This is a genomic window from Rheinheimera sp., assembly GCF_036568245.1.
Taxonomy (GTDB): domain Bacteria; phylum Pseudomonadota; class Gammaproteobacteria; order Enterobacterales; family Alteromonadaceae; genus Alishewanella.
In genome coordinates this window covers 1-12,894 of record NZ_DATCSY010000029.1, presented here as the reverse complement: position 1 = coordinate 12,894, position 12,894 = coordinate 1, and the positions used below count along the sequence as shown (strand labels likewise).

Here is a 12,894-nt window from a genome sequence, read left to right as displayed (position 1 = left end):
AGTTTGGCAAAGACTGGTTTTGGCAGCACTTAGATCAGTTAGAGCTGCAGCATATCTTCTACCTCGCCGCCCGCTGCCGCCTTGAGCCTGCTGAGATAACAGCTCTACAAATAAAACTGGACGATGAATTTGTTGGACAACACTACTTTATGCCTCGACAAGACTGCATCGACGCATTAACCATGCTGAGCTTAGCGGTGGAATTTGGGTTTGAGGGTGATTGTGCTAATAGCAGCCATAAATTTACCTAATAATGGTAACAGCTAAATTTAAACCTCTGGGGTAGAGCTCTTAGCAAGCCAATACTATCCATATACTTTTCAATCTTAGTTATTGTTGCAAAAGGAATGACAAAGTGAAAATTATCATTTAAGACAATGCTTTACCTATTTTGATTACATCTGCAATAGAAGCCTACGATTTTGAGCATAAGGCACACAGAAAAGGCAAGGGCAATTCACAACTGGAAACTTATGGCCTACTTTGGGGCTATATGATTCCAGCGAAAGACGACAAAAGTGAAGACAAAATTATTGTTACAACTTGCACTGTTGAGACTTCAGCACTTCGGCATAACGATTGGGTAGAGCCAAACTATGAATCTATACAAGCAAAAAAAGACCTGATCTGTCAGTGGGTCAAAACTGCGCTGCAGCCAAACTACAGCGCGAGGGAAGCTCAAATTTATCGAGCCGCGCAAAGGCGACCATTAGCAGGTGCTGTAACAACTAATTGAATTATTCTTTAACAGCATTGTTAGATTATAAAATTAGCACGTCTCAAGATAACAATATCAATCATGTTGATAAGTTACTTCATAGATTGCTGCAATAATTTGTTTATCTTCTGAACTATCTAAAAGAACTTTTTTTGGAGAACTAATACTAACACTGGTTAAGCTGCTATTTTCATTCATCATTGCTTGAAGCTGGGCAACGCGCTCGTCAATTACTTTTTCACTTTTGGCTGTAATCGTCACAAAATAATTTGTCTCTAATCTAGATCCAAGATTGGAAAATCGACATAAATTTGCAAGGCGTAGAATATCAGCAAACATACTTTCTACTTTAATACCTTTTTTAATTTCAACGACATGCGCCGGCTTTTGATAACGTTTTGTCATCAAAACCAAATCAAATCTGCCATTTTCACGATTGGCTATATCACCACTTACTTCAATTTCAGCATACTCGAGTAGCTGCTGCACACTCATCTCAAAACGCACGTTAAAATTTTCAAATTCTTTAACCATATGTTTGCCAATAGCAACGCCAAGAAAGTATTCCGGCATGTTATTGAGCGGCAAATCACAATGTTCTAAAGCGTAATCATGGGCATCTTTTATTGCCTGTTCTAAAGCTTTCAATCGATTATTTTTTGATGATTTCATAGTTATTCAGCTTCTCTGTGCGTATTCTGATTTATGTGAACACTGATTCTGGTGAATATGAACACCCGGTATTTCCCGTATTGAGCTCAGTTCTCTTTTAACCTAGGTGTTCATTTTCAGTCAACTCTGATGTGACTTTTCACATCGATTCTCACTGGAATTTTAGTCTGTTGGTGTTGTGCATTAACCCGTCCAGGATGGCATCTGCAAGCGTGTTATCGCTAATTGCCTGATACAATTCCTCCGTTGGCAACTGGCTTACCGTAATTGTTGACGTTAGCTGATGCCTATCCTCCATGATCTCCATTAGATCGTTGCGCTGTGCCGTTTATCGCAAACGTTGATCTTAAGTAAATGGCAACCGCCTCTGGCTTACTTGCCGGTAGAAACGCAAGCAAAAACGCCGGTAAAAATTCTATAAATCCTGTCAGCACAACCTAAGCTGACGCAACATGCTGTTTCGTTTACCAGTAAATTTAAAACGCGAGGAACCAGAATGTTACGCACTTTGCGTAAGAAGTGCCTTTTCATTCAAGTTTGCTGTGCAGAACGTTGTTTAGTTTGATTTGTGCCTCCTCATCGCCTTGAGCTAATACTGAGTATTCATCGAGTAATGCTGTTAAGCCGGGATTTTTTTTCCCTCTGAAATATTCAATATTACGCGCAATTTTCTTCAGTACGTTTTTCAGTGCAGCATCGTCAATCATTACCTTGCTTTCGTTAGGTTCAAACAGCGCTTTGTCTTTAGCGAAGTTAACAAAGTACCGAAGCCCTCGTTTCCCTTCACCCGACGTATAGAGTAAACCATGATCAACCAATGATTTTAGATCCCTCGTGGCTGTTGCAATCGGTGCGCCCGTAATGGCTCGGTATTTCTCATTTGTCATACCATCACGAACAAAACCATCAGCGCCAACAGAGAATATTTTCTGCATTACTTTCTGTTGCCTGCTATTAAGCTTCACATCACCATAAACCGCCCAGAATTTGGTTTTCTGCAATACGAACTCAACAGACTCCAAGGATTTAACTTGCGAAACTTTTACTAACTCAACAAACCACACAACCCAATCATTTATGTGCAAAGTGCCATTGGTATTTCTAAGCTGGCGATAGTAATCACTTCTATTTGCATTGATGACAGTAGACATACTAAATAAAGGTGACCGGGTAAAATCTTGAAAAAGAGCGTGCTCGGCAATAGCTCTACCAATACGGCCATTACCGTCTTGAAATGGGTGAATAGCAACAAACCACAAATGTGCTATTGCTGACTTGATTGGGCCAGTATGATGAGTGCTGTTATACCACTGAATAAAAGCATCCATCTGCGATTGAACGTCGTCCCGGTTTGCTCCGGGAGCTTTATAAACTATTTCAATTTCACCGTACAAATCCGCTCTGACAACGTCAATCAACGAGTTTCTATAGTCGCCTTTAATAATTGGGTGAACGTAATAATCCTCACTCCCATGCAGTAGCAATGAATGCCAGTGGCAAAGTAGTTCTTTAGACATTTCGGTGTTAATGCTCTTGCGCACATCAATAAGCATAGCGGCGATGCCTTTTTCTTTGGGAAAGTGACCGCCGTGTCCAGACTCTTGCAAACCTAAAAATTTTGCAATAGAAGAGCGTACTTCTTCGCGGTTTAACTTTTCACCTTCTATGGCACTCGTGCTTAACGCTTCCTCAACCAGTAAATGAATGAAAGCAGCATCATGATCGGCGGATGACAGCTGCGATAACGCGCCTTCTATGCTGTATGCTTTTTTTGAATACTCATCAATACTTTTGGCGACAAGCGATATGTCAAACTCAAAATTTGGCCAGTCTTTACTTTCCCAGTGATACATGTGATTTATAACCTCAGCATTTATAAATCATATAATACATAAATTTGATTTAATAATCCATGACTTTTAAACCAGACCATTGTTAAGTTTGCATTAGGCTTTGAAGCCGCGCAAAAGCGGCTTTAGCAGGTGTTGTAAGCTCAACACTATTCGGCTACTTAACTGCGTCATAAACTGACGCAGCGTACTGTTACTTTTGTCAGGTAAATTGCAAAGGCAAGGAACCAGAATGAAAGACGCACCTAACCCAAACAAAGTTGTTGTATTCAGCGGCGCTGGCCTAAGTCAGGCCAGTGGTTTACCTACCTTTCGTGACAGCCTTGGCCTGTGGCAACAATATGACGTGTTGCAACTTGCCAGCCCGACAGGCTTTGCCAAAAATCCTGAGCTGGTGCATCAGTTCTACCAGGAGCGAAGGCTGCGTGCGCATCAGGCAAAACCTAATGCGGCTCATTTGGCTATTGCAGAGCTTGAACAACGTTATGACGTCGTGGTTGTGACTCAAAACGTGGACGATTTACATGAACGAGCTGGCTCTTCACAAGTGATCCATCTGCACGGCAAGCTTAACGAGTTGCGCCAGACACACACGCCTTATGCTGTCTATCCCGTTAATGATCAGGTGTTCACAGCTGGCAGCACGGCCCCAGACGGCATGCCATGGCAGCCAAAACAATGGCGACCAAATGTGGTGTGGTTCGGCGAGCAGGTGCCATTTTTGACTAAAGCTGGGGAGCATCTGCGTGACGCTGGCAAAGTACTGGTGGTTGGCAGCTCTCTGGAAGTCGAGCCTGCAGCGTCCTTGCTGTCGTATTGTCGTCAACTCGTCAACAGCTGGCTGAAATCGGCACTGGTGGATAAAAGCTTAAACGAGGTCAGCTAATGGCATTACATCTTGCAACTATCCCGGTTTTGCAACACGACGTCATCGTACCCAATTTGGTATCTCGGCTATCGGTTAAGCCAACCTCAGCAGAGCTAACCGCGGCACAAAAAGCAGGCTTTGCGCTGTTAAACACTAAGCTATTGCGGCTAGAGCAACAAATACTGCAGTATGCCGTGGCACTGCCACCACACAGCGTGCTGCTGCACTACTTGCTAAAAGAAGTCATAACTTACCGAAACGCTGACAACCCCGGCAGTTTGGGTTTACTGGATCTGCTAAGAATTGGCACTGTGGGATATCAGTTGAAGCCCAGCCTGTGTTTGTATGCTCCGTTACAATTAAGCTACCCGCAAAGCCTGCATCAGCTTGCCAACAAGCTAACGCCGTACCAACCTTCAGAGCCACCGCGAAATAACCACGCCACATTTAAAGCCAGAGACGAAACTGCACATGGTTAAACTGAAAAATACTGTTCTCTGGCAACAGCTTAAAGCTGAAATTTACACTAGCAGCAGGTTACCGGCCTGGCTGCAGCCAGTTAAAGCGCCGCCGCGCAGTGTTAAGTTTCGTCATGTTAAAAAGCGAGGATTACCGCTAACTATTCCGGGGCTATCACCAGCTGTAAAGGTTTGGCTATCCGTTAATGGCAATATTACTGTCACGGCAAATTGGGCCGGCCAAATTGATTTTCTTTATGAAAGTGATCTTATAGCTGCCAACAATACGCAGGGATATTACTGCCAGCTATGCGAGGAACGCCGTTACTACCCACAGTATCTGTCGCTTTGGCACGATCATGTACTGCACAGCTTTATCAGTTGGTGTGAAACTGATTTATTATCTGCGGATTGTATTCTGTTTTTCGGAGCTCAAACGAGCCTGGCCAACTGGAATGTCGCCCGTTTAGCGCAGCGAAGCAGCATAGAAGATGATTGTCACGTCCATATTCTGCCACTTTGGCAGCCATCAGCAGTTATTAGCCGCTAAAACCAGATTTTTGCCATTACCGTTTGGGAGATTACAGTGTCCAATCCGTCGCTACCATTAGATAAAACCATTGCTGACTTGCTGCTAACACCTACGCTGAATGCGGCTGATCACTGCAGCTTACCGTTACCCGGCGTGATTGAGCACCCGCAACTTGGCCAACTGCATTATTTACTGCCGCAGCGTATTGTGCACCCCCTGCTTGGGGTGCTGGAGTATGAGCCTGAGTACAGTAGATACAATGGCAAAGTTGTAGCGCTTGGATACGAGATAGATTTAGCGCTTACTGTAGATCACAGCCAGCAGCTTGATGCCATGATTTGCTGTGCAGCGCAGGTTATCCGGCAAATTGACGCATTAAACGAGGCGCTACGACAGCAGGTTAAGGTCTACCTTGGCCGCTTTAGCAGCAGGCAGGCGTGGAATAATCACTACCGCATTTCACAGGCAGATTTTGACAACAGTATGTTGCTACTGTCCGTGTATTTATGGTCGCCTGAGTTAATCGATTTCTACTATAAAGACAAATTCAGCCAACACGGTGCATGGTTTGAAGTGGCTGCCGATCTTGATAAACAGCTGTTGTATATTAGCCTGCAGTAAAAAACCGGCTAATTAAGCGCCGCCAGTTTATTACCTAAATAATCGATAACATCCTGCCGCGATGCCAGCATTTCATCGCCTTGCCACTGCAACATCAGTTGCAACAAATACTGCAACTCATCCACCTGATAAAGCAGCCGGTCTGCCAGATAGGCAATCAGCTCTGGCCGCAGCTGATGCAAATGAGCCGCGACAAACTCAATACCGTAATGCTCGACACAATGGCATAGTGATTGGCGCTGCAGCGCCAGTTCATAAGCTGGCAAATCCGGGCAAAAAGTAGGGGCAGCAACAGCAATATCTACCAATATTTTGTGTTCAGGTTGTAATAGTATTAGCTGGTGCAGCGCCAGCCAGAAGCGATTGAAATGACGATAAAACGCCTGCTGCAAAGTGTAATGCGCGCTATCTTCAAGTTCAGCAACATGATGATTTTCAGTATCAAAATAGCTGGCAGCTTCTAAACTATCGGAAAGAATATCTTCCAGCGTCAGCGAATTGGGTTTAGCCTGCTGCAGACGTAAATTTAGCAGTTCAGGATACAATAACTGCGCCCGCTTAAAGTTAGCCACACCTAATTCATTGATATCCGTTAGCTCCAACAACCGTTGTTGCAACACCCAATCGGCTACATCGTCAGACTCCATTGCAGTTGCAAGCTTACCATCACACCATAAACGGCCAATTACGATATTAGCTTCCATGCAATAGCCGCACATTAGCAATCACCGCTGTCAGGCATAGGAAGCAGCCACAACAAGCTGGCGTTGTCCGTTGCGCCTCGCTGTAATAACAGTTTTTGCAATCGCTGCAGCGCTGTGGCGCTGTCGGCTACTGCCAACATCTTAGCTAACTCTTCTGTTGTAACCAGGTCATGCACACCGTCTGTGGTGAGCACAAATTGATCGCCCGCTTGCAGCGCGCCATCGGTTACTGACACAGTAAAATCAGCCGCTTCGCTATCAGCAGCCAGATAACTGGTTAACGCCCGGTAGCACTGCGCCAGGCCGGTTTGTTGCTTCAGCTCTGCGCTATCATTTTGCCAGTCATGATCTTCGCTTAACTGCTGCAATTGCCCATTGCGAAGCCGCCAAATCCGGCTGTCACCGGCATTAATGGCAACAAAACGATCTTTAGTTACTTGCAATGCTGCTATGGTGGTTGCAGCGCCAAAACTCTGCCGTTTTCTGCCAAGCCTATCTGTCAGATATTGCTGCGCCAGCCGAAGCTGCTTGCTGGAAAAACCTGCACCAGTCCAATGCTGCAGTAAATACTTAACAACGGTATTGCTTGCTGAAGCTGCTGCCGGGCTGGCCGACACGCCATCAGCAACCAGCAGCAACACATCTGGCGATGGCAGATCCAACACATTGAGTAAGTCATCTTGTTGCAGCAGCGTTGCCGTAACACCATTAGCGACATAGCCAATTGCATCTTGCTGCGACCATTTAGCGCTTGTCGCGTTAAAACCACTTAGTTGTAATATCGCCAGCTGGTAAGGCATTAACCGACTCCTATCATGACCAACAACTAGCATAAACCGTTAATGCGTCATATCGTGTCGCAGGTGGGCATTACAATAGCGACCTGTTTTAGCCAGTGGAATAACATCGAACTTTTATTGCTGGTATGATTTGGCACTCTAATTCAGGAACTAAGAAAACAATTATGACTAAGCACCCAATGATCTATCTGTTAGGTGATACTGAGCAACACTCTTACCCTCTTATTCTTACTATAGGACGCGAACCTAATCAGGATCTGGAACTGGATAACAGTATTGGACACTTGAATACAGCAGAATTTTCTAAGCAACGCGGTGGTGTTTTTGTCACTGCGTACACACAAATTGCTAAACAATTTATTGGCGACAACACACTGATTTCACAGTTTAAAGGATACTGTCTTGAGAATAATGCCTCGCCTATTCTCTTTGCCAATGCTTACCCCAAAGCTATTAAAAACGACGTTGTAAATAAAGTGCAGTTAAGAGCACAACTTACAGCTGAAGAAATCCGGCAACACATTTCAAACCTATTTAATTGTGCTTTGGCGAAAAGGTATGCGCTGGTTATTCAGCACGGTGTTGATAACTCTACAGCTTCACAAATTGCCCAGCAAACCGTAAAGCAATATTGTCATGAACTTGGTATTGATTACATTACGAGTGCTTATTTTTACAATGGCAACTCTGAAAAAATTCAGAGGGATTTATCGTCGGTTAAATCAAACATTAATGCTATTGTTGCCGAGTTCACAAAAAAACGCTAACAAACTGAAAAATAAAAATATAATCTCCACCGGTTAATAGAGAAACAAGTGTAGAGCGGCCACTTTCACAAAAAAGCAGCCGACACGATTTCATCGATAAAGTGTTATTTTAAGTAAGTTTTCAACTCTTCCACTAGCAGCAATGCCTCTGCCTTGGTCAGGTAAGGCACTTTAATGGTTCTGGCCCAAAAAAAGCTTTTGCCCAAAAATTCACTAACTTTGGCGAACGGCATATAGGCCAGATTGTCTTGCCTGGATGGTACGGGGGTTAAAAACTCAACGTCACGATACCAGGTATCGCTGTCAGGCTTGTATACCTTACTTTTTACTTTAGCTGCGGCTACTACGCCACACCATTTATGTGAGAAAAAGACAATATCGCCCTCATGCACATGACTGGCAAAACGTTTAGCATCCCCATAAGCTTCGAGCCGCTTATTTTCCAGCATATGCCAGATACCATTTTCATCGTAGGTACGGTTTGTATCGAATAATACACCTTTAACATCTGCCGGGTTTTTATGCTTATCATATGGAGGTGCAAAAAACTCAAAGTATTTTTCACCTGCTAACTCGTAAATTCGATATGGCAGAAACTCTATAGACAGCCCGTTTTTTCGCCAGTAATCCACTGAAGAAATCAACGACTCATCAGCTGCGCTGCCAATAATTATCAGATGTTGCTTTTGATTAAATTCTTTTGGTTCGAGTTTGTGCTCGAGTTCAAACGCCTCTTTGTGAGCATCAACCAGAGATTTGGTTTCGTCTTTAATATATTGTCTGAATTTACTTTCAAGCTTTTGATATGACCACTGCCCTGCATTCTCAGCATATCTCAGTGCTTGCTGAACTGCGCTATAGTCCGCCGAGCTGCGCTTTAACTCAAAAATGACTAGCTCCCCCTTTTCATTCAACGCATAAATATCTGCTTCAGCCTGATATGACCTCTCCTGAAATACCGGCATCAACTTAGCATCTTCAAATAACAAATCTAAAATATTGTCAGCTATAAGATTTTCTAAGTCTTTCTCCAATTTTCCGAATGACGACAAATCTTTAAACTCAACAGGCTCAATACCTGATATTTTGTCGTTGTCTTGTTCCAGCTTGTATAACATTAAAACTCCTAAGCATTTGAATAAATTTTGAAAAACTATTCTTACTTTGACGCTTACTAATACTTCGCCAACGCTTCGGTTAACTGCTGTTTAATATTCTTTCTTACATCATGAGGTGCCAACACCGTCAAATAGTCGCTTTGCGACATCAGCCATAAATTAAGCTGCCAGCCTTTATGCACGGTGGCACTGATGTGATAGTCACCGTTCTCTGATTTAACGCAGGTCATATCCGCTGATAACGGCGTTTCCAGTAGCAGGTTGGCTAACACCGGCTTGGCGATAAACTCCAGCTTGATGGTGTCGCCTTCGCTAAATTCCATCGCACCGCTGGCTAAATAACTCTGCAGGTTAAACTCAGCAGGTATCACTGCTGAGGATTCGGTTATGTCCACTTTCTGAAAGCGGTGAATGGCAAAACGCAGTGGATCGGAGTAAGGCTCGGCTGAAGCGATTAAGTAACTTACCTGGCCGCGCTGCACCAGCCCAAGCGGGTTTAACCGGTAGTGTTTAACTGTACTCTGGTGTAAAGCGTGGTAACTGACGTTAATTTGTTTATCTTCCAGTAAGGCTTGTTGCACTTTTTGCAGCAGCCCGGCGTCTATTTTCGGCGGTTGCAAGTGCATATCTGCCGAAACACTTGCTACTTTGTCAGGCCACCGGGCACCGGCAACGCTGGCTTCCAACGCAAGCAATGTGTTTTTCGCCTGACCAAAACGTGAGCTCAGGCTGCTGAGCAAAGGCGCTGGCAACAATTGGCGCATTTGCGTTTCAACCAGAGTCAGGCTTAATGCTTCGGCCAGTGATATACCAGGAATATCCAGGCTGGCATCCCGCATCCAGTACCAACCATAGGGTTTGCTTTTTTCGTTACATTGCAATGGAAACAACAATGACAGCTCCTGCAAGTCACGCTCAACTGTGCGCTTAGACACCTTAAAACCAGCATCCTGCAACTGCTGAGTTAATACCTTAGCCTCTACCCCCGGAGGGCGTGTCGGGATAAGCTTTAACAGTTGCCACTGGCGGGCAATAGTATTCTGGCTAGATACGGCGGTCATAATTGTTCCTGTTTTACGCCAATGCAGCTGTTATACACAATGCAGTTTCGCGCGACAATCGGTATCTATGCCACTGGCAAGCAGCAATAGCTTTGGCTTGCTGGCCTGATCCGGCAACAAAGTTAAGCCTTGTAGTAACAAAGATACATTGGGAAACTCTGCCGCCAGTTGCAGGCCAAGTGCTTCAAATTGCTGCAGGCTGAAGCTCTCACTGGCGACAATATGTAACAACGCTGCACTGGCTTGCGATAATTGCTGCCGCTGTAACAACGGATTTAGCAATAACTGTTGCAATGCCGCCGGTAACTCGGACTCCATTGCTGCTTCAACAGCACCTGCTAAAGCTAAGCCCGGTTGTTTGATTACACTGAGAAAATCATTGAAATCCATGTTGATCAGGCCGGTGTCTGACAACATTGCCGTTAACTGCTGCAAAATGCCAAGTAAAAATGTATTACTGGCATCCAGTGCTAACTCCAGCCTGGCAGAAGCACCCACAGCACTCTGGAGCTGATCGTTAGGCATAGCGACGACAGCCGCGCCACATTGCTGCAGTATTTGAATACTGTTCACGGCGAGCTGCGCCCGGCGCTGACCTTCAAAGTTAAATGGCAAAGTGGCGAATACCAGCACAGGCACTTTAAGCTCTGCTGCCAGCTTAGCCAGCTCTGTCGCCGCACCGCTGCCATTTCCGCCACCTAAACCTGTAAGCATAATGAGCACATCAGCGCTGCTAAAAGCATGACGCAGGGCAGGCTCTGTTTCACGAACGGCTGCTGCCGCCAGCTCGGCATTACCACCACAGCTTTTGCCATTGGCAATCGCCTCTCCCAAGAGGATCCTGCTATCACAATGCACCGAATTTAGTGCACGTTTGTCAGTGCTTACCGCAATACGATGGATATTGTCTGGTAAACCTTGTTGCTGCAAATGCTGTAGCGCCGAGCAACCACGGCCGCCAACACCAAGAATAATAATTGACGCTGCTGACATAACACCTCCACTTATGAAGGCGTTAGCTTAGCTAACTCTGCGACAATATAAGACGCAGCCGCTATGATCGTAAAACTGTATAACTAAAATAACAAAAGCGCCAAATGGCGCCTTTGCGTGGTTTTCTAAAAATTATTCTGCCGTGGTGTCTTTATCATTCACCAACCATACCGCCAATGCACCAGCCACCATGGCAGCGCCGGCCAACATCACGATATACACTGCCTGATTTTCAAACACAGAACCTAAGATCCAGCCGGCGATCAGGCCGGAAATGATCTGTGGTGCAGCGATAGTAAAGTTAAAAATACCCATATACACGCCGGTCTTTTCAGGTGGCAAAGCACCGGCCAAAATAGCGTAAGGCATTGCCAGTATGGCAGCCCAGGCAATACCGATACCAATCATTGGCCACATCAGGCCCAGAGCGCCTTGTGGTACTTCTACCTGAGTGATCAGCAAATCAACGCTGGTCATCGTCGGGTCGGTAAACAGTACAAAGCTTAAGTACCCTGCGCCACCGGCCAGCAGCGCCATAGAGTAGACAAACTTACGGCCAAACAGGTTAGCTAATTTCGCCATCATCAAGGAGAACAGCACCGCGAATAACGAGTAACCAGCGTACAAAATACCGACCCAGTCACCGGCAGCGCCTTTAGCGGCAGCAATGTGTGCCGGTACGCCGCCCATTTGTGCGATATAACTACCGTCAAACCACTCTACGCCTACACCCCAACTGCTTTGCGCAATGGCTGCAGGAAAGTAAGTCCACATAATAAACAGCGCAAACCAGGAGAAAAACTGCACCAGTGCCAGTTGTTTCATAATTTTTGGCATGCCGAGCATCGTTTGCCAGAAATCAGCCAGCTTTTCGCCCAGTGAACGCGATTTTTGCGCCTGAACGGCCAGTTCATGTGCTTTAGCATCCAGGCCTTTATAAGCGAAATACTGCTCAGGCGCATATTCTTTGGTGCGAAATACTGTCCACAGCACTGAACCTAATAACACAGTTGCACCTATATAAAACGCCCAGATAACAGAAGGCGCAACTTCACCGGCTTTTGAAGCGTTCTCAAGCCCGACCACGTTGGTTAATACAAACGGCAGAATAGAGCCAAACACCGCGCCAATGTTAATCAGCAGCGTTTGCACCGAGTAACCGAGATTACGCTGCTCTGGCGGCACCATGTCGGACACCAGAGAGCGAAACGGCTGAAAGGTTACGTTAAAGGCGGCATCTTTTATCGCGAAGATCATCAGGCCAAACAGCATCGGCGGGATAAAGGCCACCATCATTGACGAGTTTGGCAGCAACACCATGGCTGCCGCCGCAACCAGCGCGCCTCCCAGCATAAAGGGTAAACGCCGGCCCAGTTTGTTCCAGGTGCGGTCAGATGCCGCGCCAACAATAGGCTGCACCAGCAAGCCCATCACGGGAGCGGCCAGCCAGAATAGCGACAGTGACGATAAGTCGGCACCAAGATCAGATAGAATACGGCTGACGTTGCCATTTTGTAGTGCAAAGCCGATCTGTACCCCTAAAAAGCCGAAGCTGAGGTTCCAGATCTGCCAGAAAGATAACTTAGGTTGTTTCATACCGCTCCCCGGTGGATTTTATTATTCTGTGTAAGCGCAACAGATCGGTCTAAGCTACACGAAGCAGGCCGATTTGCGCAAAATTGTGCATACGTATTCATCTTGTTGTTGCACAGTTTTGGCGTTATTACCTTCG

The 12,894-nt window shown here is 45.5% G+C and carries 15 protein-coding genes and 1 pseudogene; 7 read left to right on the top strand and 9 right to left on the bottom strand.

Annotated features, from left to right (window positions below):
* A partial coding sequence (locus tag VIN66_RS01325; protein ID WP_331922315.1) for a hypothetical protein occupies nucleotides 1-251 on the top strand: 251 nt, incomplete at its 5' end.
* Nucleotides 252-391: 140 nt separating this feature from the next.
* Nucleotides 392-736: a hypothetical protein gene (locus VIN66_RS01320; RefSeq protein WP_331922314.1), complete on the top strand. Its 345-nt coding sequence runs from the start codon at nucleotides 392-394 to the stop codon at nucleotides 734-736.
* 57 nt (nucleotides 737-793) lie between these two features.
* Here VIN66_RS01320 and VIN66_RS01315 read toward each other — a convergent pair whose 3' ends face one another.
* From VIN66_RS01315 to VIN66_RS01305, 3 genes and pseudogenes are all read right to left on the bottom strand, one after another.
* Nucleotides 794-1,390, bottom strand: coding sequence for a hypothetical protein (locus VIN66_RS01315; RefSeq protein ID WP_331922313.1), 597 nt, complete (start codon nucleotides 1,388-1,390; stop codon nucleotides 794-796).
* A 151-nt stretch (nucleotides 1,391-1,541) separates the two neighbouring features.
* Nucleotides 1,542-1,703: pseudogene (locus VIN66_RS01310) on the bottom strand (ATP-binding protein); the annotation flags it as partial.
* A 214-nt stretch (nucleotides 1,704-1,917) separates the two neighbouring features.
* Nucleotides 1,918-3,243 (bottom strand): DUF4172 domain-containing protein, encoded by a 1,326-nt coding sequence (locus tag VIN66_RS01305; RefSeq protein WP_331922312.1) that lies wholly within the window; start codon nucleotides 3,241-3,243, stop codon nucleotides 1,918-1,920.
* Nucleotides 3,244-3,472: 229 nt separating this feature from the next.
* On the opposite strand from VIN66_RS01305, the gene VIN66_RS01300 reads away from it, so the two are divergent.
* Genes VIN66_RS01300 through VIN66_RS01285 form a run of 4 tightly spaced genes read left to right on the top strand, consistent with a single transcriptional unit; the run spans nucleotide 3,473 to nucleotide 5,719 of the window.
* Nucleotides 3,473-4,126 carry an SIR2 family NAD-dependent protein deacylase gene (locus VIN66_RS01300; protein ID WP_331922311.1) on the top strand — a complete coding sequence of 218 codons (654 nt, stop codon included), beginning with the start codon at nucleotides 3,473-3,475 and terminating at the stop codon, nucleotides 4,124-4,126.
* Complete coding sequence (locus VIN66_RS01295; protein WP_331922310.1) at nucleotides 4,126-4,587, top strand: hypothetical protein; 462 nt, start codon at nucleotides 4,126-4,128, stop codon at nucleotides 4,585-4,587. Before VIN66_RS01300 ends, VIN66_RS01295 begins: the two co-directional genes overlap by 1 nt.
* Nucleotides 4,580-5,116 carry a hypothetical protein gene (locus tag VIN66_RS01290; protein ID WP_331922309.1) on the top strand — a complete coding sequence of 179 codons (537 nt, stop codon included), beginning with the start codon at nucleotides 4,580-4,582 and terminating at the stop codon, nucleotides 5,114-5,116. Before VIN66_RS01295 ends, VIN66_RS01290 begins: the two co-directional genes overlap by 8 nt.
* 36 nt (nucleotides 5,117-5,152) lie before the next feature.
* The gene (locus VIN66_RS01285) at nucleotides 5,153-5,719 is read left to right on the top strand and encodes a hypothetical protein (protein WP_331922308.1); all 567 of its coding nucleotides are present in this window, start codon (nucleotides 5,153-5,155) and stop codon (nucleotides 5,717-5,719) included.
* Between the two features lie 8 nt (nucleotides 5,720-5,727).
* Here VIN66_RS01285 and VIN66_RS01280 read toward each other — a convergent pair whose 3' ends face one another.
* Nucleotides 5,728-6,423 carry a hypothetical protein gene (locus VIN66_RS01280; RefSeq protein ID WP_331922307.1) on the bottom strand — a complete coding sequence of 232 codons (696 nt, stop codon included), beginning with the start codon at nucleotides 6,421-6,423 and terminating at the stop codon, nucleotides 5,728-5,730.
* 14 nt (nucleotides 6,424-6,437) lie between these two features.
* Nucleotides 6,438-7,223 (bottom strand): PP2C family protein-serine/threonine phosphatase, encoded by a 786-nt coding sequence (locus VIN66_RS01275; RefSeq protein ID WP_331922306.1) that lies wholly within the window; start codon nucleotides 7,221-7,223, stop codon nucleotides 6,438-6,440.
* A gap of 164 nt (nucleotides 7,224-7,387) precedes the next feature.
* Between VIN66_RS01275 and VIN66_RS01270 the strand changes: the two genes are divergently transcribed.
* Nucleotides 7,388-7,990, top strand: coding sequence for a hypothetical protein (locus VIN66_RS01270; protein ID WP_331922305.1), 603 nt, complete (start codon nucleotides 7,388-7,390; stop codon nucleotides 7,988-7,990).
* A gap of 104 nt (nucleotides 7,991-8,094) precedes the next feature.
* Here the strand turns inward: VIN66_RS01270 and VIN66_RS01265 are convergent, their stop codons facing one another.
* From VIN66_RS01265 to VIN66_RS01250, 4 genes are all read right to left on the bottom strand, one after another.
* Entirely contained in the window at nucleotides 8,095-9,108 is a 1,014-nt protein-coding gene (locus VIN66_RS01265) for a hypothetical protein (protein WP_331922304.1), read from the bottom strand.
* Between the two features lie 56 nt (nucleotides 9,109-9,164).
* The gene (locus tag VIN66_RS01260) at nucleotides 9,165-10,169 is read right to left on the bottom strand and encodes a WYL domain-containing protein (protein WP_331922303.1); all 1,005 of its coding nucleotides are present in this window, start codon (nucleotides 10,167-10,169) and stop codon (nucleotides 9,165-9,167) included.
* Nucleotides 10,170-10,199: 30 nt separating this feature from the next.
* The gene (locus VIN66_RS01255) at nucleotides 10,200-11,162 is read right to left on the bottom strand and encodes a hypothetical protein (protein WP_331922302.1); all 963 of its coding nucleotides are present in this window, start codon (nucleotides 11,160-11,162) and stop codon (nucleotides 10,200-10,202) included.
* A 132-nt stretch (nucleotides 11,163-11,294) separates the two neighbouring features.
* Nucleotides 11,295-12,758: an MFS transporter gene (locus tag VIN66_RS01250; protein WP_331922301.1), complete on the bottom strand. Its 1,464-nt coding sequence runs from the start codon at nucleotides 12,756-12,758 to the stop codon at nucleotides 11,295-11,297.
* Nucleotides 12,759-12,894 lie beyond the last annotated feature (136 nt).

Bases quoted from the DNA above. Each gene is read 5' to 3' on its own strand.
- VIN66_RS01315 (WP_331922313.1), bottom strand. From the start codon at position 1,390: ATGAAATCATCAAAAAATAATCGATTGAAAGCTTTAGAACAGGCAATA.
- VIN66_RS01305 (WP_331922312.1), bottom strand. From the start codon at position 3,243: ATGTATCACTGGGAAAGTAAAGACTGGCCAAATTTTGAGTTTGACATA.
- VIN66_RS01300 (WP_331922311.1), top strand. From the start codon at position 3,473: ATGAAAGACGCACCTAACCCAAACAAAGTTGTTGTATTCAGCGGCGCT.
- VIN66_RS01295 (WP_331922310.1), top strand. From the start codon at position 4,126: ATGGCATTACATCTTGCAACTATCCCGGTTTTGCAACACGACGTCATC.
- VIN66_RS01290 (WP_331922309.1), top strand. From the start codon at position 4,580: ATGGTTAAACTGAAAAATACTGTTCTCTGGCAACAGCTTAAAGCTGAA.
- VIN66_RS01280 (WP_331922307.1), bottom strand. From the start codon at position 6,423: ATGGAAGCTAATATCGTAATTGGCCGTTTATGGTGTGATGGTAAGCTT.
- VIN66_RS01275 (WP_331922306.1), bottom strand. From the start codon at position 7,223: ATGCCTTACCAGCTGGCGATATTACAACTAAGTGGTTTTAACGCGACA.
- VIN66_RS01270 (WP_331922305.1), top strand. From the start codon at position 7,388: ATGACTAAGCACCCAATGATCTATCTGTTAGGTGATACTGAGCAACAC.
- VIN66_RS01265 (WP_331922304.1), bottom strand. From the start codon at position 9,108: ATGTTATACAAGCTGGAACAAGACAACGACAAAATATCAGGTATTGAG.
- VIN66_RS01260 (WP_331922303.1), bottom strand. From the start codon at position 10,169: ATGACCGCCGTATCTAGCCAGAATACTATTGCCCGCCAGTGGCAACTG.
- VIN66_RS01255 (WP_331922302.1), bottom strand. From the start codon at position 11,162: ATGTCAGCAGCGTCAATTATTATTCTTGGTGTTGGCGGCCGTGGTTGC.
- VIN66_RS01250 (WP_331922301.1), bottom strand. From the start codon at position 12,758: ATGAAACAACCTAAGTTATCTTTCTGGCAGATCTGGAACCTCAGCTTC.